We start from the raw sequence: 24,594 nt of genomic DNA, 5'->3' as shown, positions 1-24,594 counted from the left end.
TAACCTCTGCTAGCCCATCATGTAACCAGCACCACGCACTGTTCTAATATATTCATCTTTTGTATATTCAGAAATCTTTGAGCGCAGATATCCAACGTAAACATCAACTGTATTTTCATCAATGTAGTGGCCTACACCCCAAATCTCATCAATAATCTGCTGACGTGAGAATACTTTTCCCTGGTTTTCTATCAAAAGCTTAAGGAAGAGGAACTCTGTTTTTGAAAGCTGAACTTCAACTTTATCCTCATCTCCCTCATCTTGTTTTTTATCATTTTTGATAGAGAAGCTCATACGATCAAGATTAAGTGTAAGATTTTTAATAGAGCTTGCAGTCTCCTGTGATTTGCCAAAATTAACACGTCGGAAAAGTGCATTAATACGGGCAAGCAGTTCTTCTATTTCAAAAGGTTTTGGAATATAATCATCAGCACCAAGATTAAGTCCATTAATTTTATCGATTGTTTCGCCACGCGCAGTTTCCAGAATAACAGGAACCATAGAAGTGGCACGAATACGGCGCAAAACTTCAAGTCCATTCAATTCGGGAAGCATAATATCCAGCAATACAAGATCCGGCTTTTCGTTTTCAAATTTCTCAAGTGCTTCACGACCAGTAACTGCAAGACAAGTTGTATAACCTTCATGCTCAAGCTCTGGAATTACAAAATCTGAAATACCTGCATCATCTTCAACAATTAGAATTTTCATGTTCACCTCTCCACTTCTGTGAGTATTTCTATTGGTTCAACTAAAAAACCATTAAAGGATCTGATATCCTGGACTCTCAACTTAAAACTGTCTCCAGTAGTATAAACCTTAGTTTTAATTGTATTACCCTTCTTATTAAAAGTAAATCTTGTTCCAAATGGAAGTTGAGAATTGTTAATAATAAGAGAATTTGGTTTTACTGAACGCGGATTTATACTTTGATTAAAAAAAACCTCAACGCAAACTACAGATTCTGCAATGCGTTTGCATTTTACTTGAGTTACCTTCAAAGGAAGCGTTTCATTATAAGTTCGGCTTCCTCTATAATTGATAATATTATCATGATCCATTGGAGGTGGAGGAGGACACGTTTTTTTGTCAGAAGAATCCCCTTCTGGCAGTTCCTGACCAGGAGGTAAAGGAGGAAAACCTTCTGGCGCAGGCTCTGCGAAGGCTGCTGTACAAGGTACAACAATCAAAAAAGAGGAAATTATAAAATGTAAGAAGTATGTCTTCAAACGTTTCATACTTGAATTATAGACCATAACCACAAAAAAGAAATGAGAAATCGCCTCTTTTTGTATAAGTATTTTCTTAGTATCAGCTTAGTGTAAATTCATGCTTTCACACCATTTCTGCCATATAGTATAACACAGAACGAAATATGAGTGTCTGCATACAGGCCATATCAGCACGCATAATTTCTATTATACCACATAACATGCAAGGAGATTTGTTATGAAGATAAGAAAAAACATTTTTGCTTTGATAACAGCAGCTGTTTTCTTAATCAGCTGTTCAAATGGAATGACATCGAGTGCAAACAAGAAGTCTCTGGATTTTTCGGCTCCAGCTGGAGGTCCTGGTGGAACAGGTGGCCCCGGAGGCTTTGGTCAGGGAGTAGAAATTACTGATGATGGCAGCACAACAAACTATACAGATACTACAACAGCTTCTGCCATCGCCGTAATTGAAGATGATCTATATGAAAACTTTGTTGCAGACGGAGTTGTTTATATCAATTTTGATGGATCAGATGCAACACTTACTAATACAACAGGCAGCATAAGCTCAGATGATATTAAAATATCAAATACAGAAAATTCTGCAGAAGATGAAACTGCAAAAGGTGTAGAAATCCAGTATAAGGGAAAACTCAAACTTAAATACGTTCTTTCTGGTACATACACAGGTACAGTTTTCATCAAAAACAAGAGCGCTGATGCCGCAGTTGTACTTAACAATGTAAACATCACAAGCGACAACGGCGCCGGTCCTGTTCTTCGCTTCAGTTCTGAAAAACGTACATTCATAGTAGTTCCAGCTGGTACAGCAGACACTCTTACAGATACCCGCGAACTCACACAGAGCAGCACAATGTATGATGATAAAAAGGGGTCTGTTTATTCTAAGGGCGCCCTCATCTTTACAGGAGAATCTTCAACAGAAGAAGGTGGAACTCTCAACATCATTAATACAGGCTACAAGCATGCTGTTTATACAAAAGATTATGTCCGCATTGCAGATTTGAACCTTAACATCACAGTAGAAGGTGAAAATGGCCGCGACTGTATCCGCGCCCTTACCGCAGTTATTATTGATGATGGAAACATTAATCTTGTTGCAAACGGAACTCTTGAAGATGATGAGAGTAATGGAATTAGAGTTGATGGAGAAGATGCTGATGAAGATGATATGACTGTAGAATACACAGCAGGAGCAGGATTTGTAATCATCAATGGTGGAAAACTTAATATCACAACTGTTGCAAAGGGAATTACTGCTCACTGGAAATCAGCTAAATCTGTAATTGGAGATTCTGCTTACGAGGCTACAGCAAACACATCTCTTCTTTATACAACTTTCTTAAATGGAACTTCTGCTACTACTCCAGACCCTTATGTGGAAATCAACGGAGGTATCATCAATATCACTACAACAGGAGAACCTTATGAAGGACAAACTGATGATGACCCAAGCTGTTCACCGGAAGGAATTGAAGCCAAGGCCGACCTCACAATTAATGCCGGAACAATTACTCTTAAAACAACAGATGATTCTATCAATGCCGGCGGAAACATTGTGATAAACGGTGGAGCAATTTATGCCTGCAGTTCAAAGAATGATGCAATTGATTCAAATGGTGCTAACGGTATTACAATAAATGGTGGTGTAATAGTTGCAATCGGATTAAATACTCCTGAATGTGCTTTTGACTGTGATGAAAACCCTCTGACAATAAATGGCGGAACTCTTGTTGGACTTGGAACCAGCAACTACACAAAACCAAAGAGCGGTACACAAAGCACAATCGTACTTGGTTCAAGCAGTTATGGTTCTGCTGAATCAACAGTTGCAATTGTTGATTCAAACGGAAATCCAGTCTTTGTTTACACACTGCCTTCGTCTACAGGTGAAGTAATGATACTTTCAAGCCCATATTTACAGGCTGGAAGCAGTTACACTGTAAAAACCGGAGTTTCAATTGACAGCAGCAACGTTGTAAGATTCCACAATTTGTATACAACAATGCCTTCAATCAGTGGTGGAACAAGCACTCTTACAGATATTTCAACTTCAAGTTCAAACATGGTATATACAGATTCAAATGCCGGAAACAGCTTTGGAGCTGGTGGATTTGGTGGACGAGGCGGACCGGGTGGTCAAGGTGGACGCAGTGCCAGAGGAGCTTTTAATGGCCAGCGGAAGCCAAGACTCGATTACAGTAAATAGTAAAAAGCTGGAAATTCTTTGAGACAAAAAAAAAGCCGGTAGTTTCGATACACCCGCTTGCGCGGGCACTCAACCACCGGCCTCTCGTCACCCTGAACTTGTTTCAGGGTCTTTCTTTATTTAGGCTTATTTCTTAAGCAACTTAGCCAAGTTCTTAGCAGTAAATCCAAGGTATTCAGCTACTTTGTTTGCAGGACCTGATGTGCCGAATGTGTCGATACAGAAGCAGTTCTCTTTTGAAGTGAACTGGAGCCATTCCATAGAAATGCCGGCTTCTGTACAAACAACGCGCTTTGTTTCACCAATAATCTTGTCCTGTTTTGCCTTTGGAAGGTTTTCAAACTTCTTAAGATCTGGAACAGAAACAACACGAATCTTCTTCTCAGGAACCATTTCAGCAGCCTGGAGAGCCATGTTAACTTCAGAACCACTTGCAAGAATTGTGATATCAGGCTTGTCAGCTCCTTCCTTAACAATGTAAGCACCGTTAGCAGCCATGTTCTTCTTCCAAGACTTGTCGTCCTTTGCATAAACAGGAAGTGCCTGGCGTGTGAATGCCATACATACTGGATGATCTTTTGAAGCGTAAGCAATCTTCCATGCTTCCATAGATTCTTCTGGGTCACCTGGGCGGATAGCCTGAACACCAGGAATAGCACGGAGAGAAGTCATTGTTTCAATTGGCTGATGTGTTGGACCATCTTCACCTACGTAGATTGAGTCGTGTGTGAATACGTAGATAACTGGCTGCTTCATCAAAGAAACAACGCGGAGAGATGGACGGAGGTAATCTGCGAATACAAGGAATGTAGCACAGAATGGGCGGAGTCCACCGTGGAGAGAAATACCTGCAGCAACAGCAGACATTGCAAACTCGCGGATACCATACTCGATTGTGCGGCCAGCGCGGTTAGTAGGGCTGAATGTTCCGTTATCAGTTGCCTTGAATGCAGTCTTATTTGGTCCCATAAGGTCTGCAGAACCACCAACAAGGTTAGCATAGCGGGCAGCAATTACGTTCAATGCCTTTCCAGAAGCATCACGAGTAGCACAAGCGTCACCTACTTTGTAAGCAACATCTTTTACAGTTTCATCTGTTACAGCGTCTGAGTGGTAAGCATCCCAAAGCTTCTTGAGTTCTGGATTTTCTTTTGCCCATGCATCAAAATCAGCCTTCCAGTCTGCCTCTGCCTTAGCAAATGCAGCCTTCTTGTCTTCGAAATACTTGTAAGCTTCTGGTACAACATAGAAGTCTTTGTCTTCTGGAAGACCAAGCTTTTTCTTAGCAGCCTTAATTCCGTCTGCACCAAGTGGAGCACCATGAACATCAGCAGTTCCCTGCTTTGGAGCACCCTTACCAATTATAGACTTAAGCATAATCAATGTTGGCTGATCCTTGCACTTCTTAGCTTCTTTAACAAGCTCTACGATGCCTTCAACATCGTACATGCTTCCTTTAAGAACCTGCCAGCCGTATGCCTTGTAGCGTGCAGCAATATTATCTGTGAAAGTAATATCAGTATTACCATCAATAGAAATCTTATTCTGATCGTAGAATACGATAAGTTTACCAAGTTTAAGGTTACCAGCAAGAGAACAAGCTTCAGAAGCAACTCCTTCCTGAAGACATCCTTCTCCTACGAGAGAGTATGTGTAGTGGTCAACAATCTTGTGACCCTTTGTGTTGAATTTTGCAGCGAGCATCTGTTCTGCAACAGCCATACCAACAGCCATTGAAACGCCCTGTCCGAGTGGACCACCAGTACACTCAACACCATCTGTTTCACCAAACTCTGGGTGACCAGGACACTTAGAACCAACCTGACGGAAGTTCTTAATGTCGTCCATGCTTACTTTGTATCCGGCAAGGTGAAGGATACTGTAAAGAAGCATAGAACCATGTCCAGCAGAAAGTACAAAACGGTCTCTATCTGCCCATTTTGAATCTGCAGGGTTGTGCTTCATTACTTCGCCATACAAAACTGCGGCTGCTTCTGCAGCACCAAGTGGAAGTCCAGGATGTCCTGAATTTGCTTTCTGAATTGCGTCCATAGACAAGCTGCGGATTGAAAGTGCAACTGCCTCAACACCTTTCTTGTTCATTTTATACTCCTAAAATATATATAGTTTTAATCTAGTTCTTTGATAATAGAAGAAAGTGTAGCTTCGTCTGAACGGAGCTCAAGGGCTTTCTTGAATTTTGAGTCTCTGAAAAGAGCTGCAAGTGAAGAAAGAACCTTAAGATGAATCTGCGAATTGTGGGCAAGCAGGATGAACATTACAAATACTTCGCGCTCATCAGGCGCTTTCATATCAATAGGATTCTTAAGATAAACAACACAGATACGCTGATCTGCTTCTGTTTTCATAATCGGTGAACGTGCATGTGGAAGGGCAATTCCATTTCCAACAGCAGTGCTTAAAACTTCCTCTCTCGCGCAAAGGGCTTCGTAAACAGTTTCAGAAGTCATTCCAGCAGGAAGATCAATCATCTTACAAACCTTGGCATAGATTTCCTGAGGTGTGCTTCCTTCAACATTTTTGAAAACACCGCCTCTGTGAATCAACTGTGCCAAATCAACTGTTTCTTCAGTTTCCATATTTTATACTCCCAATATTTTATTCCGTCTTAACTATCTCAAAGCCCTTAAAACGATTACTCTCAAGCGCAGAAAACAAGGTGCCGCTTATATCATCAAAAGTCTCTTCCATACCTTCCAGAGAGAGAGAAACATCTTCTATAGGAAACTGAGGACGCATATAAACGTTTTCAATTTCTTCAAGAAGTCGAACAACATGACTGTAAAGCTGAGATAGGATTACCAGTTCCTGCTGAGGAAAATTATCCGCAGCAACACCTGACCCTCCGATTTCGCAGAATAATTCGCTCACCCGTGTAAAAAGTGAAAGAATTCTTTTTCGCATTTCTGCAATCGGATAATCAGAAAACTGATTATACATCTTTTCAAGTATATCATTACGCTTTTCTATATTCAATAATACAAGTCTTCGCTCAGCAGAAGAAATCATCGACAATTTTGGAAAGATTTTTTTCACAACTTCTTCAAAATCATCTGAATCTTCCAGCTTGCCATTTTTCTTATCATAAATGCGGTCTTCAAGAATTGCATCAATAACCTTAGGTGTAAGAGTAAGCGCCATGTCAGAAAGAAGTCTGTCACGCTCAGAGCCAAGGCCATTCCACTTGCCGGTATAAGGCACCTGCTCTCCCTTGCGCCAGATTCTTGTTTCTACACCATAAGGCTCAAAACCAATCTTTGTTGTGTGAGCAAGAAACTCTTCTGTAGAGCCGCAGCTTCTTGTACAAAGCTGTTCCTGATTTTCAAGAAATAAAAAAGAAAGCTGTTCTTCAATTGAAGAAGCCGGACCATGTCTGTCAAAACTTTCAAGCAGTCCGTTTTCAAAATATGTGTACCATTCTTCGCGCTGAACTGCTTCATCAGAAATTACAAAATCTGTAAGAGCGCTTGGCTGCATCATCATTTCAACAACGCCATCACTCCAGTTTATTGCACGGCAAAGAATTCTGTCTCCGTATTTAAATTCTTCTCCCCCACAAATTTTTTTGAGCGGCCAGCAGGTAAGCTGAATTTCCTGAGGCATTGAATACTGAACCGAACTCAATGCAAGCGACTTGTTGTTTTTATCATTAAAGATATAAGGAAGAATATAACCTTCACCGTAAAGCGCAAAAGTATCCATAGCAAGATTCATGGAAAAAACTTTTGCAGTGCTCTTAACATTTTCGCCTTCAGCTAAAACGTGAATGCTGTCAGGCGGAAGGTCTGGATTCACAAAAGGAATGCAGCGATGCCCGATAAGAATATAACCTTTTTCTACTTCTTCGCGGCTAGGTTTAAAACTGAACCAGCGGCCGGTAAACACTCCAGCCTTGGTAACATATTCATTATTTACGAGGGAAAAAACATAATCAGAAACCTGCAGGATTTCTCTGGTATCGGCCTTTGTAACTTTTGCACCCTGTGATTTCAAATACTTATAAAAATCATCAACAGTAAAAACATCCAGCTGCTGGGTTAAATATTCTTCTATAATATTGTTAGTCCGATAATCCACGAAAATTATTTTAATCTAAAATGAAGAAACTGTAAATTAGTCCTGCAATCTGCTATAATCATTTTATGAAATTAACGTTTTTAGGAACAGGCACAAGCCACGGCGTTCCTGTAATTGGCTGCGACTGTGAAGTATGTAAATCAACAGATTCAAAAGACAAACGCGGCCGCTGTTCTGCTTATATTCAGCTGCAAACAAAAGACAACAAAGATAAATTTATTCTGATTGATATTGGTCCGGATTTCCGCGCACAGGCACTCCGTGAAAATATCCGGCAGATAGATGCAGTGCTGCTCACTCACGCACACGCAGACCACATGTTTGGCCTCGATGATCTTAGAAATTTTTCATGCATAATGTCAAATAAACCGGACAATCCTTTGAATGAAAAATATGATAAACCGCCTATTCCAATTTACACAAACAAGCCTGCAGCCACTATGCTCAGAACCTGCTTTCCATATCTTTTTTCAGAAAAAGCAGAAGGCGGCGGTCACGCAAAAATTTCAGTTATTGAACAGACTCAAAGTTTTTTTATTGAGGAAACAGGAATTACAGAAATCACTCCAATTCCAATGAAGCACGGTTCTCTCGAAACTACAGGCTGGCTGCTTACAGAAAAGACTTCAGAAGGACCTCGTTCCATTGCCTATCTTACAGACTGTAATTTTATTTCTGATGAATCAATTGCACTGATAAAAGAAAAAAGCAGACTTTCTGATGGGGGCCGCCTTGTTCACCTTGTGATAGACGGTTTGCGAATTAAAGAACATTCAACACATTTTAATTTTCTGCAGGCCCTGGAAGCGTCTTCAAAGATTGGTGGCGAGAACGTATGGTTTACACACCTTACACATAACTCGTCTCACATTCAGACTGCAGCCTACATAGAAGAACACCGCGCCGAGTTCCCAGGCCTCGCCGCAGTCCGTTCAATTCTCCCCGCCTACGACGGCCTTGTTATTACCTCCGGTTCCTGAGCAAAGTCGAAGGAAAAAAATAACCCCGCTGGCATCCAACGGGGTTTTCATGCGACTTAAAACTAAACTTAGTTCTGAGCAGCTTCTGTCTTTGGTACACGAACTTTCTTCTGAACGAAACCACTGCTAAGGCAGCTTGAGCAAACCTTAATTGTTCTTACAGTTCCGTTAGGAAGAACAGCCTTAATGCTGTGGAGATTTGGTCTCCATGTTCTGCGTGTATGGTTCATAGATTTACTAACTTTATTACCAGACATAACGCCTTTTCCGCAAACATCACACATTCTAGACATTTTCTTTATCCTTCCTTATATAAAACAGTTTTCCCACACAAAATTACAATAGTTTAGAAAGAATATATTAATTCCTAAAAAAAGTCAATCGTCTAAACTTGATTTTAACACAATTCATGAGGGGGCGAGCCCGCCCCCTAGTCGGCATTTCATTGCCTCCATACCCCCACCTCCTAAGGGGCTGGCCCCTTAAAAACCCCATTAAAAAGGCCTGTGATACTACCTCAATACCACAGGCCCAAAAAATTTACAAGGAGGACTTTTTTTCCTATTACTTATCCCTTACTTACGCTTCAAATACTTAACGCTATCAAGGGCAACAGCCGCAATCAAAATCAAGCCCTTGAAAACGAACTGAAGGTTTGTATCAATTCCAAGGAAGGTAAGACAGTAAGTAAGACCTGTAAAGATGATTACACCAATTACAGCACCACGAATTCTACCAATACCTCCGTTGAAAGAAATACCTCCAACTACACAGGCTGCAATGGCATCAAGCTCAAAGCCCTGTCCGGTTCCCGCACTGGCATTTGCACGGAAAGCTTCAAGGAAGGCTCCGCAGCCATAGAAGATACCGGCCATAATAAAGATGCCCATTGTAACGCCAAATACGTTAATACCACTTACGGCTGCCGCTTCGGCATTTCCGCCAACTGCGTACATATTTTTTCCAAAAGTTGTTTTATTCCAGATAAACCAGGCAACAAAAATCGCAATGACCGCAGGTATAATCAGCTTAGGGAAGGTTATTAAATCTCCGTCGAACTCAAAAAGAATCCAGCGTCCACCAATCAAATCCTTAATTCCAGGATCAATAGAACCAACCGGAGTACCACTTGTTCCAAAGAAGAGAAGTCCGTAAATAATCAGTTGGGCAGAAAGAGTTGAAATAAATGGATGAATCTTAAACTTTGCAGAGAAGAATCCCGAGAAGCTTGAGAACAATACACAAAGAGAAATTGAAAGGAAGAGAGCCATTACAAGGCGGAGTCCCATTGGAAGACCTGTAAAATCCCATGGCTCCATTCCAAAGAAGGAAACAATGTTCTTTGAAGGGTGCAGAATCAAACCTGTTGTTACCGCGCCAAGAGCAACCATTCGACAGACACTAAGGTCGGTACCGGCAATAAGAATCAGGCCGGCAACACCAAGGGCATAGAACATACGGGTTGAAGACTGCTCAAGAATTGTAAGGATATTCGGAAGCGAAAGCAGGGCTCCGTTTCCCATAAGAGGTGCAATAATTACACAGACAATAAAGAAAACAAGAATTGCAATATAAAGACCGTTGTCGAGCATGAACTTTGACATCTTAAAATTGTTGATGTAGTTCTTCCAGTTCATTGTCATGTTTTCTTTAAAGTTTGTTCGGCCGTCGCGGAGGGCGCGGTTAAACATTACATGGTCAATATAGGCCTGATTTTTTGAACTGCGGCATTTTGCAACTTCATTCTGGAATTTATTTTTTGCATCAAAGAGAGCAGAGTTTCCTTCGTACTTTGCAACATTTATTTCTTCTTTTTTAGAAAGCTGAGCGACACGGGCAGCAGTAGCTCCCTTTATTTCAAGAACGCGAGCAGCATATTTTTCCCGGATTTCTTTTTCCTTTGCAGACTGCTCTTCATTTACCTGTTTAATGTAAGCATCAGAAAGAATATTTGCAAAAGCGACTGCTTTTTTAGCAAGGGCCGAAGCTTCTGCTTTTTTTGAAGAATCAGCTCTCAGTTCCGCAAGCTTCTCCTGATATTTTTTCAAGACCTCATTTTCTTCCAGAGGCTTTACGCTTTTTGAAGCAATATCCTGCTCCAGCTGCTTAAGGCTTTCTGCCTCTAATTTTTCTATCTCTGTATTAAAATCTGCCATATATTACCTCTTTTACAAATATTTAGCGGAAAGGCGCAAAAGCTCTTCCTGATTAGTTTCTTTTGTATTTACAATTCCAGCCAGTCTGTGATTAGACATAACGGCAATGCGGTTTGTAATACCCAAAATCTCCGGCATTTCGCTCGAAACGACAATAACGGTTTTACCCTCTTTTGCCATTTTGATAATCAGCTGGTAGATTTCGTATTTAGCACCAACGTCAATACCGCGGGTCGGCTCATCCATAAGGAAAACATCAGGCTTACGCTCCAGCCATTTTCCAATGATAACCTTCTGCTGGTTTCCTCCGGAAAGTGCCGAAATGTTTTCTTCTATTGAAGTACACTTTGTGTGCATAACGGCAACTTCACGGGTTGCAGCTTCTGCCATTTTTCTCTCAGAAAGAATACCGTGAGTTTTATACTGTTCAAGATTTGTAATTACAGTATTGTATTTGATGGTATCTTTACCAAACATTCCGTTCAGTTTTCGCTCTTCGGTAACAAGGGCAAAGTTATGAGCCATTGCATCCTTACTGCTTGTAAAGCGAAGAGGCTTTCCATCCAGAAGCATTTCGCCCGAAGCAATAGTTCGTACACCGAAGAGAGATTCCAGAAGCTCACTGCGGCCGGCACCTACCAGGCCATAAAGTCCGAAGATTTCTCCCTTGCGTACAGAGAAGGAAATATCTTCCAGAATCGGTTCAAATTTTGTTGTAAGATTTTTAACTTCAAAATATATATCGCCCGGCGTATTATCAACATCCGGGAAACGCTTATCCAGAGAACGTCCAACCATTGCCGAGATAAGCTCGTTCATATTCGTATCGTTAATGGCTTTTGTTAAAACCATGTTTCCATCACGAAGCACAGAAACTTCATCACAGATTTCAAAAATTTCATCCATCTTGTGTGAAATATAAACAAAGGAAACTCCCTTTGCCTTTAAGTCATTTACAATGGAAAATAATTTTTTGATTTCGTTTTCTGTCAGAGAAGAAGTAGGCTCGTCAAGAACAATCAGCTTTGCATCGTAAGAAACTGCCTTTGCAATTTCAACCATCTGACGCTGAGAAACAGACATTGTTCTCATAACTGTTTTACAGTTGATATTCATGTTGAGGGAAGCAAAAAGTCTGTTAGCCTCTTTTTCCATTTTTGCTTCATCAATAACTCCGAACTTTGTCGGATAGCGGCCTAGAAAGAGGTTATCTGTAACAGTTCTGTCCAGACACTGGTTCAATTCCTGATGAACCATTGCAATACCATTTTCGAGAGCCTCTTTAGGACTCTTAAAATCAATTGGTTTCCCCTGAAGGGAAAGCTGTCCTTCATCCTTTGCGTAAATACCAAAGAGACATTTCATCATTGTAGATTTACCGGCACCGTTTTCTCCCATCAGTCCCATTACAGAACCTTTTTTGATAGAGAGATTGATACCGTTAAGTACTGTATTTTTCGCAAATGATTTAGAGAGATTCTTTATTTCAAGTACTGTATCACTCATAATACTTCCATTATACTGCAGATTTTTTAATAAACCTAATAAAAAAGGGTGTCCGAAAGTATCGTCATGCTGGGCTAATGTGACGTTTACCTTCAGGCACCCCCGTAAGCCTGAACTTCAGGCGAGTTTTTTAGTACTTAAGCTTGTCTGTATAGTCTGCAGCAGAGTTTGTCTTAACCATGTTTACAGCAAAAGCATCAAAGTTCTTAAGGTTTGTAAACTTGTCGAGACAGCTTGCTTCTGACTGACCATCACCCTGTACTACGGTAAGATCAATACCCATGAGTGGAGCATAGTATCTCAAAGCAGGGAGGTAGCTTGATGAAAGGAAGTTATCTGCAGAGTTGTAGATTGTAAGAAGAACCTTCTTCTTTTCTGCCTTTGTCTGCTTAATTCCTGCATCGCGGTTACCTTCTGTATATGATTTCCAGTTAGATGGATCTACAGGTCCGTTGAGAGCGAAAAGTCCGCGCTGGTCAGCCTTGTACTGAACTTCTGGAGTAATCTTGTTTCCGTACTGATCTGGTACTGAGAAACCTTTTGTATATACATCTGCACCTGTAAGTCCGTCGAGGAGGTTGCGGATAACCTGAAGAGTACCAGCAGCCTGTGCATCTACGTTCTGTGAAACTGTTCCGAAGAGTTTTCCTGCACCAATTGCTTCTACAGCATCTGCGTTAGCATCGTATCCGAAAATTGGAACACCAGCAGGATAGTTAGAAGCCTGGAGACATCCCATAGCCATACCGTCGTTGTTAGAAACAACCATATCAATAGCTTTTCCGAACTTTGTTGCCCATCCGCCCATAGCTTCTGTAGCAGCATTTGCATTCCATGTAGAACCGTCTGTACCAGTCATAGCTTTACCTTCAAGCTCAACTACCTTGAACTTCTTTCCACCAACTGTTACAGAACCTTCCTTCTTTACTGTTGGGTCTGTAGAACCATTCCAGGTTCCAAGAGCCTTACGAATACCTTCTGTACGAGCTTTAGAGTCATTGTGTCCAACGTCTCCAATACAAAGAACATATCCGATTGTTCCATCACCATTGCGGTCGATTTTTGCAGGATCAGCACTTGCAAGGAAGTCAGTAATAAGTTTTCCCTGTACTGCTCCACCACCTGCTGCATCAAAACCTACATAGTAAGTTTTGTCATTCCATTTGATTGCAGAAGTATCAATAGCACCTGTTGTTGGATCAGATGGCTGACGGTTAAAGAATACAAGCGGTTTGTCTTTGTTAAGAACTTTCTTTGCTTTTGCCTTTGGAGCAGCAGAAAGCATACTCATTGCTGTTACTGCAAAGAGTGAAGCCAAAATCAGTTTTTTCATTTTTTTCCTCCTGTCGTTACCGTGTACGATAACGCTCTAATTCATTTATAACCCTGAAAATAGCAGTTGTCAAACGTTTTTTTTGCAAAAATTCAGTAAATTCCCGTATTTTATAACATAATATTTGCATTTTCCAGAAAGCTCTGTTATCGTATAGCGTGTACGAACACGGGATGGGGTTATAATATGACTTTAGCTGAAATTGCAGAACATGCACATGTTTCGATTGGCACAGTAGACAGAGTTCTTCACAATCGAAAGGGTGTATCAGAAAAAACAAAACAACTCATTCAGTCTATTATAGACGAGTATGGTTATCAGCCTAATCCTATTGCACGTCAGCTTAAAAGCAACAAGCCTTTTTTAATAGGTGTACTGCTGCCTACTCTTGAAAGTGGCTGTGATTATTATCGTGCGCTTTATGAAGGAATGCAGCAAGGCGTTGAACAACTCAAACCTCTTAGTGTTGAATTAAAGCTGGTTTCTTTTGACCGTATGATTAACGGAGATGCCGTACAAAAATGCCGTACATTTCTGGATTCTGCAGAAGGTCAGATTGATGCCCTGATTACTACTCCGGTTGCTCCGGATGAACATATGGAAATAATTTCTATGCTTGGTGACAAGCCTTTTGTTTTCATTGATACTCCCCTCGGAACAACACAACCATTACTTACTATTGCACAGAATCCTTACAAGGGCGGTTACTGCGCCGGAAGAATCATGAGGATGTTTCAGGGCAGCGGAAAGTTTGCCTGCATCAGAATGTATCCGTCGGGCTATAACCTCAGGGAAAGAATCCGGGGCTTTACGGATTTTATTCAGAGAGATGGAAACTCTACCGTACTCGATGAACTTTATACAGACTTTTCTGATTCCGGCTTTTACAGTTTTATGAAGGATTTATTTGAAAAACATAATGATATAAAAGGTATTTTCGTGCCTCATGCCGAAGTAAACTTTATGTCATATTTTATTGCAGACCAGGGATTGAAAAGCCGCGTTACCGTAATCGGCTATGACCTGGTTGAACAGAATAAGTCCGGTCTTCTCGACGGAACAATAGACTGCATTATTGGTCAGAGGCCGGAACAGCAGGGCTCCGAAGCAGTTCACAAACTCTATGAGTCTGTAATGCTGCATCAGGAAGTTCCTTCAAGAATTGATATGCCTATAGATATTTATTTTAAGGAAAATATAATTTAACAAATTGTCATCCCGAACTTAATTCGGGATCTATTAACAAGATGCTGAAACAAGTTCAGCATGACAGTCTTACCATACAGGAGAAATCAAATGTCAGAAAATTTAACTTCAAAAGAATATAGTCCGGAAGAGCTTAAGGAAGCCTTTCTCAAAATGTACGGCGGAGACGAAGCAAGCATTCGTCTTTACTCTTCTCCGGCCCGCATAAATATAATCGGCGAGCACATAGATTACAACGGCGGCAAGGTTTTCCCTGCCAGCATAAACCGCTATCTTTATATTGCAATCCGTAAACGAGTAGATACAAAGATTCTTTACAACGACGCCCGCTTCCCCGGCAGCTACGAGTTCGATATAAATCAGACCTTTGTATACGATAAGGCAAATGACTATGCGAACTACCTGAACGGAATTCTTTCCCAGCTGAAAGAACGCGGCTTTAAGTTCGACTGCGGTTTTGAAATTCTCATGGCTTCGAATATTCCGGCCGGTGGTGGAATCTCTTCTTCCTCTGCACTTGAGTGTGGTTTTGCTTATGCAGTTATAGACACCTTCGGCTTTAATCTGGACCGTATTGAAATTGCAAAGCTTGGTCAGATGAGCGAGCACAATTTTATGAACGTAAAATGCGGAATCATGGATCAGTTCATTATTGCAACAGGAAAAAAAAAATCACGCAGAGCTGCTGGACTGTAACACTCTTGAATATGAGTATGTTCCCCTCGACCTTGGCGACTACCGCTTTGTAGTTATGAACACAAACAAGGTTCGTAAATTAGCTGATTCAAAATACAACGAGCGCCGAGGCCAGTGCGAAGAAACTCTGAAAATCTTGCAGAATAACGGAGTAAAGCTTGACGCTCTCTGCCAGCTGACTCCAGCAGACTGGGAAAAATACAGCAGCCTTGTAACTGACCCGATTCTCAACAAGCGAGCCCGCCACTGCATTGCAGAAAACCAGCGGGTAATTGATGCGGCAAGCACACTTAAGGCAGGCAATCTCGAAGAACTGGGCCGCCTGCTCAACGCCAGCCACAAGTCCCTCAAGGAAGATTACGAAGTAACCGGAATAGAACTGGACACCCTGGCTGAAACTTCCCAGCAACAGGAAGGCTGCCTCGGCGCCCGTATGACAGGAGCCGGCTTCGGTGGCTGCGCTATCGCCCTGGTTCACAAAGACAAAATCGACAGCTTCATCTCAAAGGTCCAGACCGCCTACGAAAAAGCCATCGGCTACAAGGCAGGCTTCTTCGTTTGCGAAACTGGAGATGGAGTGGCAAGAATTTAATTATTCTGTCATTGCGAAAAGTCCGCAGGGCGACGTGGCAATCTATCACTTACCATACTGCGCTTCGATATCACGGATCTGGTCACGCAGTGCGGCTGCCTGCTCATATTCCATGCGGTCAGCACAGGCAGACATCTCTGCAGTAAGTGCCTTAATAAGCTTATGACGTTCTTTTGGATTAAAGAGATTTGCTTCTTTCTTAAGAACTTCAAGCTGCATAGAAGCGTTTGCATCAGCATCCTGTTTTTCGTGAATAAGAATATCTTCAACCGCCTTTGAAATTGTCTTTGGCGTAATTCCGTGTTCTTTATTGTAAGCTTCCTGAACCTCGCGGCGATGCTTTGTTTCCTTTACGGCCGCTTCCATTGCAGGGCTCATGTGATCAGCATACATCACAACCTTGCCCTCGGCGTTACGGGCGGCACGGCCAATAATCTGAATCAACGAAGTTTCCGAACGCAGGAAGCCGATTTTGTCTGCATCAAGAATTGCGATAAACGAAACTTCCGGAAGATCAATTCCTTCTCGCAAAAGATTAATTCCAATCAGAACATCAATCTCACCGGTTCTTAAAGACTTCAAAATCTCAACGCGTTCAAAAGTGTCAATTTCTGAGTGAATATATTTTACCTTAAGCTTGAGTTCTGTAAGATAGTCTGTAAGGTCTTCGGCCATCTTTTTAGTCAGCGTCAGAATAAGGCTTCGTTCATGGCGGTCAATTCGCTCACGAACTTCCTTATAAATATCTTCCATCTGACCTTCGCTCGGGCGGATTTCAACGATAGGATCCAGAAGTCCAGTAGGACGAATCAGCTGTTCAACAACCTGAGTACTCTGCTTAATTTCTTCAGGGCGTGGAGTTGCAGTAACGTAAATAATCTGATTCATCTTGGCATCAAACTCGGCCTTTTTAAGAGGGCGGTTATCAAAAGCTGATGGAAGGCGGAAGCCGAAATCAATAAGATTCTGCTTACGGCTGCGGTCACCTTCATACATCGCACCAATCTGAGGAACAGAAACATGGGCCTCATCTATCATGCACAAAAAGTCATCAGGAAAATAATGAAGAAGAGTTGCAGGAGGCTCGCCGCGGGCACGACCGCTTATCGGGCCGGAATAGTTTTCTATTCCCGGGCAGGTTCCCATTTCGCGGAGCATTTCAATATCATAAGTTGTACGGGTTTTAAGACGCTCAGCTTCGAGCATTTTACCGGCAGCGCGCAATTCTTCTACACGCTCATCCAGTTCAACCTGAATGCGGTTAGTTGCTTCTATTAGTTTATCCTGAGGAACAACAAAGTGCTTTGCAGGGTAGAATACAGTTTCTTCAAGCTCGCCGGTTACAGAGCGGTCAAGAACATTAAAGCGCTGAATACGCACAACCTCTTCCCAGTCCAAAAGAATTCGGTAAGCTTCGTCGGTTTCCATATAAGGCGGGAACACTTCTATTACGTCACCCTTAATACGGAAGTTACCTCGCTCAAGCACATTATCATTTCGGGTGTACTGCATTGAAATAAGCGAGTTAGCAAACTTTTTGATGTCCAGAGTCTGGCCGTTTTCAACATGAACACGCATGCCCTTATAAACATCAGGCATACCCAAACCGTAAATACAGGAAACTGTAGCAACTACAATTACGTCGCGGCGCTCCATAAGGCTATAGGTTGCCGCAAGACGCATCTGGTCAATTTCGCGGTTGATATCGCAGTCTTTTTCGATATAAAGATCACGGGCAGCTACGTATGCTTCCGGCTGATAATAATCGTAATATGAGACAAAATATTCTACAGCGTTATTTGGAAAGAAAGATTTGAACTCACGGTAAAGCTGAGCCGAAAGGGTTTTATTATGACTTATGATTAAAGTAGGACGCTGAACCTTCTCTATGATTTTTGCCATAGTGAAGGTTTTACCAGAGCCGGTTACACCCTTAAGAGTCTGAAACTTGTCGCCTCGCAGAAAGCCTTCGGCAAGCTTTTCAATAGCCTGCCCCTGGTCTCCACTAGGCTCAAAAGGCGACACAACTTCGAATTTCCGCATAAAACAGGTCTCCCGTCATTGCGAGCGCAGCGAAGCAATCCATGCTGTAGATTGCCACGTCGCCCTAAAGGGCTCCTCGCAATGACGCTTAATATATTAACTCTCCACGAGCTTAATTTTCAGTGTCACGTTCTTTTTATTACGGCGGACAACAACAGTTACTGTATCACCCGGTCTCTTGCTTTCCAGAGCCGAATAATAATCTGCAAGAGAGCTTACAGCAATATCATCAATCTGAGTAATAACGTCTCCGCCAATATAAATAATGTCACGGCGAGAACCATAGTAAGCAGCTTCTGTACCACCCTTAAGTCCGGCAGCTTCTGCATTACCGCCTTTATTTACTTCAGAAATCAAAACACCAGAAGAAATATCAAGTCCAGCATACTGAGCAATACGACGGCTAAGCTGAATCACAGTAGCATCGATTGTACCACGCTGAACCTTTCCATATTTAATCAGATCAGCAACAACACGAACCGCAGTCTCCGAAGGAACCGCAAAACCTACACCAGCAGAGTTTCCCGAACTCGACTGAATCATAGTGTTAATACCTATCATCTTTCCGCTTGTATCAAGCAGAGGACCACCAGAGTTTCCAGGGTTAATAGCAGCATCAGTCTGAACCATATCACGGATAATACGATTATTCGAATTCTGAATAGGTCGGCCGAGTCCCGAAACAATACCGGTAGTCATAGTTCTTTCAAGACCGAACGGGTTACCAATAGCAATTACACGCTGACCAACCTTAAGCGACTTAGAAGCGCCAAAAGCAATAGTTTTCAATTCCATACCAGCCGGCGGAGTAAACTTAATTACAGCAAGGTCGCTGTCCAAATCAGTTCCAACAACCTCTGCCTCATACTGAGTACCGTCAAAAAGAGAAACATAGATTTTTGTTGCATCAGCAATTACATGTACGTTTGTAAGAATATAACCGCGCTTATCGATAATAGAACCACTACCACTTCCACCTTCCTGAACATAAGGCTGAAGAAACCAGTCGTAAGCAGTTACCTGAGTATTAATGTTCACAACCGCTTCATTACAAAGCGCATAAACATTTATATTCTGAGCTTCTTCCTGAGTGTAGCCAGAACCAGCAGCACTCGCAACAGAAATTACAGAAGCCGGATTCTGTTCAAGAAAGGCAGTCGAGTTCTCAATACCATCCGCCCCCTCAACGCAAACAGAGCTCTCTGCGCCGGCAGCGCCAGCCGCGCCGTCCGTCGAAATCTCACTGACCTCCGCGCCCGTACCTGCGCCCGCGCTTCCGTGTTTCTTAGAGTAATTTACACAAATAGCAACCGTAACTAGTACAGCCGCAATAACACAAATCAAAGTTGTTTTTATAAGCTGAGCATGAGAATATAGTTTCATACCTATAATTTAATAAAATCAGGCCAATTTAACAACAACATTTTGATTTCTCAAAAGCATTTTATTATCCAGAAAACTGTAATACGATTCACGGCAGACAATTATATGGTCCAGAAGTTCAATTCCCATGATTTCGCCCACACGCTCAAGATTGTGAGTTACATCAATATCCTCTTCCGAGGGCTCACAGTTCCCCGAAGGATGATTGTGACACACAATAATGGCCGCCGCGTCCTCACGCATTGCTGTCCCGTAAATTTCGCGCGGATGAATTAAAGTTCTGTTCAACGTCCCAATCGAAACCACATGAATCTGAATGATTTCATGACTACCGTTCAACGTAAGAAGAAGAAAATGCTCTTTTTTACTCACCGCATAATTCTGCACATAGGGAACCACATCCGAAGAACTTTTTATCGGCGCACACAAATGAGAACTGCGTCGTTTTCCAAGCTCCAGAGCCGCCGCCACTGCCAGTGCTTTTCCCTGCCCCACACCCTTTAGCCTCAAAAGATTATCAACAACATCAGCAGGGTCAGAATCATCAAGAACTTCTACAATTTTTTCAGCCATCACTTCTACCGGCATACAACTGGTACCCGAACCAAGAATAAGCATAACCAGCTCTTCATTAAACAAAAACGAAAGCCCGTGCTCCATGGCAATTTCACGCACAGACGGTTTTATCTTATTGCTGTTATTCTGATTTATCATAAAAACCTCTACCTATAATATTGTTTTGATATGACAAAAAAGGAAAAGATTTTCAAAAAACTTTTAGAATTTCAGATTTTTTTTGCTTTCTCCGAAAATTTACATATGAAAAATAAGATTTTTATTGCTGTGATTGCAGCCGCAGCGCTTTTTACCCTTAATTCGTGTGCTTCTATGCCAAAGTCAAAGGCAAAGAAACCCGTTCAGCTTTCCCGCCGTATTATGGACACAGGCATACTCAATGCAGATCAGCTTGCCAATTATTTTATAAGCAGAAATTCAGAAGCAAACCGCGACCACATAAAGCAGTTTGCCCAGTATTATATAGATGAAGCTGCAGCAGAAGGTGTTAATTCAGATGTAGCCTTTGCTCAGATGTGTCTTGAAACAGGATATCTCAGATTCGGAGGTCTTGTTCAGCCGGAGTTTCATAATTACTGCGGTCTTGGCGCTATGGATGCAGAACATCCCGGAGAACAGTTCCCCGACGAACAGACTGGCGTACGTGCCCATATTCAGCATTTGCAGGCATACGGCACTACAGAAGATGTAAAGCTCGTTAAAGAACTTGTGGACCCGAGATATAACTGGGTCCACAAAACAAAGTTTATTAAAGATATTTACGGTCTGGCCGGCACATGGGCCACAGACCCTTTATACGGCCAGAAAATCGAAACCGTTTTAACCAACATGGGCTATTTTTAGCCGATAGTAGTTCCAAAATATTCCTTATCTTCCAGAATAGCCTGGATATTTGGAATATTCTTTCCGCCGGCGCAGATAACCTTCATGCTAAGCTCGCTGGCTTTTTTTGATGCGATCGGATCAAACGGACAGTTCTTTCCAGGAGTCCATTCGTCGCCAACCATCTTGCGGAAGTCTGCCCAGGAAATTGTATCCAGAGGTTTTGCATCAGGATTCTTACGTGGATCATCTGTATAAACCTTTTCAATATTAGAAAGATTTACGATTGTCTTAGCATCAAACTTTTCACCAAGATAAACAGCATCAGTATCTGTAGAGAATCCTGGTTTCCAGCCGGCAGCAACAAGCACCTGACCATCAAACTTCAAATTATCTTCAGTTGGATTATAAACAACATCATTCTTGCAGTAGTCACCAAAGCATGCTTTCAAAAGCTGAGCATTAAGGCGTGTTGCCATAATTCCAATCCAGTCTGCAGCGTTTGCATCAAAAGCATCACCTGTCTTTTCACAAACTTCTTTCAAACCATTCTGATAAACACGTGCAGGAGCTCCACCGCCGGCAACCAGAATAAGTCTGTTCTGCTTGTCTGCATCAAGCCATTTTTTACACATTGTAACAAACTCGCTTAAAAAAGCGCTGTCCGGCTTATCCGGAGCAATAATTGAACCACCAACAGATAAAATTTTTGTCATTTTCTTATAACCTCCAGTTAATAAACTCCCTTCACTACCGGCACAGACCAGTAGCTGCTGTATTTTGCTGTATCTTTATTTGCCTCTTCCCAGATAGACTGCAAAGCAAAGCTTCTTGGCTGCTGCACAATCTTGCTGTCTGCACTGAACGGCTTGAGCTGACTCCAGCCCCTAGAGAACATTATATGATGAGAATCCATATTTCCAAAGTAATATGTTTTTTCATCCGTAACATCACTGTCTGTCCAGCTCTTATAAACAAGGCCGGCTCCAAGTGCAGGGTCTGCAGGAACCCAGCCCACTCTGTCAATGTAGAACTCACACCACCAGTGAGACTGTGTCTGTAAATCTGAATTTACAAGAACACCGCCATCTGTATATGCAGGAATCTCAGCCGCTCTGAGTAATGCAGTATAAATTACCGCAAAATCATAAGCATCGCCGTTTCCCTTTTTAATCAGATCAAGAGGATCAGAATCTCCATTACGAACCTTTCCAATAATCTGATAATTATCGCACATATAATTATAAATCAGTTTTGCCTTATTCCAGGCATTTTTTTCTTTTCCGATAATCTTTTCACAGAGTTCTTTTACCGCAGCCTCATTACTTGGAACCAGGGCATCTGCCTTAAGCGCACTGCTCAAAAGATTCTTTTCTGTATTCTTATAATTTCCAATCTTTACAGGATTTACAGTTGAACGAACCTCAAAAACAGGAAGTACAAAAGTCTGCTTAAACACACTCTTAGGAGTATTATTACGGCTCTTTGTAATCTGATGAATAAGATTATTCTGATAATTCAAAAGAATAGGCTCCGGAGAAACCTCTGTAATTTCAATAGTCGGCTGTGCCGGGCAAGAAAATGGAACCGGGCATCTCAATGTAATAGTAGAAATATCATCAGTAACAACATCAGCAATATCTGCAGTATACTGAACAAGGTATATTTTCTTATTCAGATATTCCTTGCGTCCGGCATCAGTATTAATAGTAATTTCCTTAGGGTCAGATTTTTCACGGCCGGTATCTACTATAACAACACCAGTGCTTGCTCCATCAGGAACTCTCACAGAAATTTCTGTATTAGACCAGGAAACATAATCAAAATCAGCTTCATTTGCAGGAATCATATTCTCAGTAAGCATAATCATATTTTTATAATCTGCTTCACTGATTTTATTGTTACAGTCCATAGTAAAAAGAACCTGAGACTGATTTTTCGAATCACCAAAATTGTTACCGGTAATAACCAGAAGTTCACCAGGGCTCACCTTGTCTGCAGAAAGCAAAGTAATAACAGGCTTTGTCACCTGCTGAACTGCAGGAACTGGAACCGGAATATCTACCTCATTTGCAAACAGAGCCGGCTTAGAACGCATTTCCTTTGTTCCAACAACAAGAAGCCCGTCCTGTACATTTGCAGGAAGTACAATTTTAATACAGTTATCTGTCCAGGAAATATAAGAGCTTGCGGTGAGTTTTGAGCCTGCAATTTCAACATAGCTCATATCACGAACATCACCAAAATTTATTCCGTTAATTACAACAAGATCTCCCGGAGAACCTACAGGAGGTACAACAGAAACAATTTCAGGAACTGGTTTATTCTTGAAGCCGATGAGATAAATTGAACCGAGAATTATACTTATGATAAAAACAACAGAAAGTACCCGGAGTGCCGGATACTTCCTCAATGAATAACTGATCTTTCCAGAAGAATCCACTAATGTCTGCCTGATACAAGTTCCATTGGAACGTTGATTTCAGTAGTTACCGGAAAATCACCCATACCTGGAACTGTAATCTTTATAGAGATTGCTTCGTCCTGAAAGTCTGGTCTTAAAACATCGACATCGCTGACATTTTTCGTGAACGAAGAACTGTTCTTTCGCTTCTTCTCAGAAGACAAAACGACATCTTGTATATTACCAGAAACGACAACGCTTCTTCCACTGTCATAGCCAACATTATTTGCCGAAAGAGAAGCGTTTGTTGAAACCGCAGTAACCGGTACAGCAGACACTGATTTTACAGACTGAATAAGAGGTGCTGTTACGACAGTAGAAGCTTCAGAAGAAGCTTGATTTGATTTTAACCCAAGTGGGAGCACTAATGCAAGAACCGCCGCAGCAGCAACGCCCGAAGCTACATAACTGACAATTTTAAACGGAGATTTCTGAGGAACCTTACCAACATTGCGGCTGTAAGCCATCTTAATCTGAAGACGCTGAAAACTATCTTCCATGAAGTGATCGTCAAGTTTAATTGATTCAGCATCAGCAATAAACATAGAACGAACAGCCTTCAACTGATTCAGCTCTTTACGGCACTTTTCACAGTGCTCGATATGATGTTCATACTCAGCCTTATAGTTCTCAGGCAGCTCACCGTCGAGGTAAACAGAATGAATATCTTTACTCGGGCAAAAAGACATTATCTTCTCCTATAATTTTTACCAGCTGTTCCCTGGCTCTGAAAATTCTCACCTTTACATTACCTTCTGTAATGCCAAGAATACGTCCAATCTCCTTATAGTTCAAGTCTGCATATTCCCGAAGCATAAGAACATCCTGAAGATTCTCAGGCAGTTTTTTCAAAGCTTCCCTTGCCTTGCTTATAGACTCAGCCTTAAGCAGGTCAACTTCCCCTGTATCCGCTTTTCTATGATCCTCATAAAGGACCTTTTCGTAAGCCTTACGCTCACGTTCTTTTCGCTTTATATAATTAATTGATGCATTCTTAACAACCCGAATAAGCCAGTACTTGGCATCGTTAATTGAAGGAAAAGTCAGATTCTTTTCATTCGCTTTAATTAAAGAGTCGTGTGCTAAATCCTCCGCAGCCTCTTCATCGTTTACAATTCTAAACGACACCTTATAGAGCATCTGCATTGTTGCATCATAAATTTTCTTGAAATCAACCGGATTTCCTGCGCATAGCGCTTCGTTACTTTCCTGCTGACTTCCTGCTATATTACCAAACACATTATTATCCAGAAAGTTACAGATTTTTTTCCGTTATGTCTGGTGGTTGAGTGCCC

20 protein-coding genes and 1 pseudogene are annotated in these 24,594 nt (G+C 41.7%); 5 read left to right on the top strand and 16 right to left on the bottom strand.

Features of this window, described 5'->3' with window-relative positions; all coding sequences use genetic code 11:
* Positions 1 to 9: 9 nt before the first annotated feature.
* Together BM161_RS08725 and BM161_RS08720 are read right to left on the bottom strand one after the other, a co-directional pair.
* Positions 10 to 711, bottom strand: coding sequence for a response regulator transcription factor (locus tag BM161_RS08725; protein ID WP_074931784.1), 702 nt, complete (start codon positions 709 to 711; stop codon positions 10 to 12).
* Between the two features lie 2 nt (positions 712 to 713).
* Complete coding sequence (locus tag BM161_RS08720; protein WP_143090526.1) at positions 714 to 1,238, bottom strand: hypothetical protein; 525 nt, start codon at positions 1,236 to 1,238, stop codon at positions 714 to 716.
* Positions 1,239 to 1,449: 211 nt separating this feature from the next.
* Here BM161_RS08720 and BM161_RS08715 point away from each other — a divergent pair, with 211 nt between their 5' ends.
* On the top strand, positions 1,450 to 3,444 hold the full coding sequence (locus BM161_RS08715) for a carbohydrate-binding domain-containing protein (RefSeq protein WP_074931779.1): 1,995 nt from the start codon (positions 1,450 to 1,452) through the stop codon (positions 3,442 to 3,444).
* 126 nt (positions 3,445 to 3,570) lie between these two features.
* Here the strand turns inward: BM161_RS08715 and tkt are convergent, their stop codons facing one another.
* From tkt to BM161_RS08700, 3 genes are read right to left on the bottom strand one after another with little or no spacing between them, the layout of a single operon-like run.
* On the bottom strand, positions 3,571 to 5,547 hold the full coding sequence (tkt, locus tag BM161_RS08710) for a transketolase (protein ID WP_074931776.1): 1,977 nt from the start codon (positions 5,545 to 5,547) through the stop codon (positions 3,571 to 3,573).
* A gap of 26 nt (positions 5,548 to 5,573) precedes the next feature.
* On the bottom strand, positions 5,574 to 6,044 hold the full coding sequence (locus BM161_RS08705; protein WP_074931773.1) for a PTS sugar transporter subunit IIA: 471 nt from the start codon (positions 6,042 to 6,044) through the stop codon (positions 5,574 to 5,576).
* A 19-nt stretch (positions 6,045 to 6,063) separates the two neighbouring features.
* A complete protein-coding gene (locus BM161_RS08700) occupies positions 6,064 to 7,542 on the bottom strand; it encodes a hypothetical protein (protein WP_074931771.1) in 1,479 nt (492 codons plus the stop codon).
* 65 nt (positions 7,543 to 7,607) lie between these two features.
* On the opposite strand from BM161_RS08700, the gene BM161_RS08695 reads away from it, so the two are divergent.
* The gene (locus tag BM161_RS08695) at positions 7,608 to 8,522 is read left to right on the top strand and encodes an MBL fold metallo-hydrolase (protein ID WP_074931768.1); all 915 of its coding nucleotides are present in this window, start codon (positions 7,608 to 7,610) and stop codon (positions 8,520 to 8,522) included.
* A gap of 68 nt (positions 8,523 to 8,590) precedes the next feature.
* Here the strand turns inward: BM161_RS08695 and rpmB are convergent, their stop codons facing one another.
* The 4 genes from rpmB to BM161_RS08675 form a co-directional block, all read right to left on the bottom strand.
* Positions 8,591 to 8,815, bottom strand: a complete 225-nt coding sequence (gene rpmB / locus BM161_RS08690) for a 50S ribosomal protein L28 (RefSeq protein WP_074641188.1) — start codon at positions 8,813 to 8,815, stop codon at positions 8,591 to 8,593.
* A 282-nt stretch (positions 8,816 to 9,097) separates the two neighbouring features.
* The gene (locus BM161_RS08685; protein ID WP_074931765.1) at positions 9,098 to 10,678 is read right to left on the bottom strand and encodes an ABC transporter permease subunit; all 1,581 of its coding nucleotides are present in this window, start codon (positions 10,676 to 10,678) and stop codon (positions 9,098 to 9,100) included.
* Between the two features lie 12 nt (positions 10,679 to 10,690).
* Positions 10,691 to 12,184: a sugar ABC transporter ATP-binding protein gene (locus BM161_RS08680; RefSeq protein WP_074931763.1), complete on the bottom strand. Its 1,494-nt coding sequence runs from the start codon at positions 12,182 to 12,184 to the stop codon at positions 10,691 to 10,693.
* Positions 12,185 to 12,314: 130 nt separating this feature from the next.
* A complete protein-coding gene (locus BM161_RS08675; RefSeq protein ID WP_244882768.1) occupies positions 12,315 to 13,475 on the bottom strand; it encodes a substrate-binding domain-containing protein in 1,161 nt (386 codons plus the stop codon).
* A 228-nt stretch (positions 13,476 to 13,703) separates the two neighbouring features.
* On the opposite strand from BM161_RS08675, the gene BM161_RS08670 reads away from it, so the two are divergent.
* Together BM161_RS08670 and BM161_RS08665 are read left to right on the top strand one after the other, a co-directional pair.
* Complete coding sequence (locus BM161_RS08670) at positions 13,704 to 14,723, top strand: LacI family DNA-binding transcriptional regulator (RefSeq protein WP_074931757.1); 1,020 nt, start codon at positions 13,704 to 13,706, stop codon at positions 14,721 to 14,723.
* Positions 14,724 to 14,813: 90 nt separating this feature from the next.
* Positions 14,814 to 16,011, top strand: a pseudogene (locus BM161_RS08665) (galactokinase).
* 45 nt (positions 16,012 to 16,056) lie between these two features.
* On the opposite strand, the gene uvrB reads toward BM161_RS08665, so the two are convergent.
* From uvrB to radC, 3 genes are all read right to left on the bottom strand, one after another.
* A complete protein-coding gene (uvrB, locus tag BM161_RS08660; RefSeq protein ID WP_074931754.1) occupies positions 16,057 to 18,054 on the bottom strand; it encodes an excinuclease ABC subunit UvrB in 1,998 nt (665 codons plus the stop codon).
* 96 nt (positions 18,055 to 18,150) lie between these two features.
* A complete protein-coding gene (locus BM161_RS08655) occupies positions 18,151 to 19,437 on the bottom strand; it encodes a S1C family serine protease (protein WP_074931753.1) in 1,287 nt (428 codons plus the stop codon).
* An 18-nt stretch (positions 19,438 to 19,455) separates the two neighbouring features.
* On the bottom strand, positions 19,456 to 20,151 hold the full coding sequence (gene radC, locus BM161_RS08650) for a RadC family protein (protein WP_074931751.1): 696 nt from the start codon (positions 20,149 to 20,151) through the stop codon (positions 19,456 to 19,458).
* Positions 20,152 to 20,256: 105 nt separating this feature from the next.
* Between radC and BM161_RS08645 the strand changes: the two genes are divergently transcribed.
* On the top strand, positions 20,257 to 20,856 hold the full coding sequence (locus BM161_RS08645) for a glucosaminidase domain-containing protein (protein WP_074932114.1): 600 nt from the start codon (positions 20,257 to 20,259) through the stop codon (positions 20,854 to 20,856).
* Here the strand turns inward: BM161_RS08645 and pyrH are convergent.
* Genes pyrH through BM161_RS08625 form a run of 4 tightly spaced genes read right to left on the bottom strand, consistent with a single transcriptional unit; the run spans position 20,853 to position 24,538 of the window.
* Positions 20,853 to 21,551 (bottom strand): UMP kinase, encoded by a 699-nt coding sequence (gene pyrH / locus BM161_RS08640; protein WP_074931749.1) that lies wholly within the window; start codon positions 21,549 to 21,551, stop codon positions 20,853 to 20,855. The genes BM161_RS08645 and pyrH overlap by 4 nt on opposite strands.
* Before the next feature lie 17 nt (positions 21,552 to 21,568).
* Entirely contained in the window at positions 21,569 to 23,278 is a 1,710-nt protein-coding gene (locus BM161_RS08635; RefSeq protein WP_074931748.1) for a transglutaminase domain-containing protein, read from the bottom strand.
* Complete coding sequence (locus tag BM161_RS08630; RefSeq protein WP_074931745.1) at positions 23,278 to 23,988, bottom strand: anti-sigma factor family protein; 711 nt, start codon at positions 23,986 to 23,988, stop codon at positions 23,278 to 23,280. Before BM161_RS08630 ends, BM161_RS08635 begins: the two co-directional genes overlap by 1 nt.
* The gene (locus BM161_RS08625; RefSeq protein ID WP_074931742.1) at positions 23,969 to 24,538 is read right to left on the bottom strand and encodes an RNA polymerase sigma factor; all 570 of its coding nucleotides are present in this window, start codon (positions 24,536 to 24,538) and stop codon (positions 23,969 to 23,971) included. Before BM161_RS08625 ends, BM161_RS08630 begins: the two co-directional genes overlap by 20 nt.
* Positions 24,539 to 24,594: the final 56 nt, after the last annotated feature.

The organism is Treponema bryantii (assembly GCF_900113965.1).
Taxonomy (GTDB): Bacteria; Spirochaetota; Spirochaetia; order Treponematales; family Treponemataceae; genus Treponema_D; species Treponema_D bryantii_A.
Note: the sequence above shows the minus strand (reverse complement) of the source record. Positions and strands in the feature narration are given on the sequence as shown.

Excerpts from the sequence above, each read along its gene's own strand:
- BM161_RS08645 (WP_074932114.1), top strand. The coding sequence starts at position 20,257 with ATGAAAAATAAGATTTTTATTGCTGTGATTGCAGCCGCAGCGCTTTTT.
- BM161_RS08675 (WP_244882768.1), bottom strand. The coding sequence starts at position 13,475 with ATGAGTATGCTTTCTGCTGCTCCAAAGGCAAAAGCAAAGAAAGTTCTT.
- rpmB (WP_074641188.1), bottom strand. The coding sequence starts at position 8,815 with ATGTCTAGAATGTGTGATGTTTGCGGAAAAGGCGTTATGTCTGGTAAT.
- BM161_RS08630 (WP_074931745.1), bottom strand. The coding sequence starts at position 23,988 with ATGTCTTTTTGCCCGAGTAAAGATATTCATTCTGTTTACCTCGACGGT.
- BM161_RS08695 (WP_074931768.1), top strand. The coding sequence starts at position 7,608 with ATGAAATTAACGTTTTTAGGAACAGGCACAAGCCACGGCGTTCCTGTA.
- BM161_RS08685 (WP_074931765.1), bottom strand. The coding sequence starts at position 10,678 with ATGGCAGATTTTAATACAGAGATAGAAAAATTAGAGGCAGAAAGCCTT.
- pyrH (WP_074931749.1), bottom strand. The coding sequence starts at position 21,551 with ATGACAAAAATTTTATCTGTTGGTGGTTCAATTATTGCTCCGGATAAG.
- radC (WP_074931751.1), bottom strand. The coding sequence starts at position 20,151 with ATGATAAATCAGAATAACAGCAATAAGATAAAACCGTCTGTGCGTGAA.
- tkt (WP_074931776.1), bottom strand. The coding sequence starts at position 5,547 with ATGAACAAGAAAGGTGTTGAGGCAGTTGCACTTTCAATCCGCAGCTTG.
- BM161_RS08680 (WP_074931763.1), bottom strand. The coding sequence starts at position 12,184 with ATGAGTGATACAGTACTTGAAATAAAGAATCTCTCTAAATCATTTGCG.
- BM161_RS08670 (WP_074931757.1), top strand. The coding sequence starts at position 13,704 with ATGACTTTAGCTGAAATTGCAGAACATGCACATGTTTCGATTGGCACA.
- BM161_RS08725 (WP_074931784.1), bottom strand. The coding sequence starts at position 711 with ATGAAAATTCTAATTGTTGAAGATGATGCAGGTATTTCAGATTTTGTA.
- uvrB (WP_074931754.1), bottom strand. The coding sequence starts at position 18,054 with ATGCGGAAATTCGAAGTTGTGTCGCCTTTTGAGCCTAGTGGAGACCAG.
- BM161_RS08715 (WP_074931779.1), top strand. The coding sequence starts at position 1,450 with ATGAAGATAAGAAAAAACATTTTTGCTTTGATAACAGCAGCTGTTTTC.
- BM161_RS08720 (WP_143090526.1), bottom strand. The coding sequence starts at position 1,238 with ATGAAACGTTTGAAGACATACTTCTTACATTTTATAATTTCCTCTTTT.
- BM161_RS08655 (WP_074931753.1), bottom strand. The coding sequence starts at position 19,437 with ATGAAACTATATTCTCATGCTCAGCTTATAAAAACAACTTTGATTTGT.
- BM161_RS08705 (WP_074931773.1), bottom strand. The coding sequence starts at position 6,044 with ATGGAAACTGAAGAAACAGTTGATTTGGCACAGTTGATTCACAGAGGC.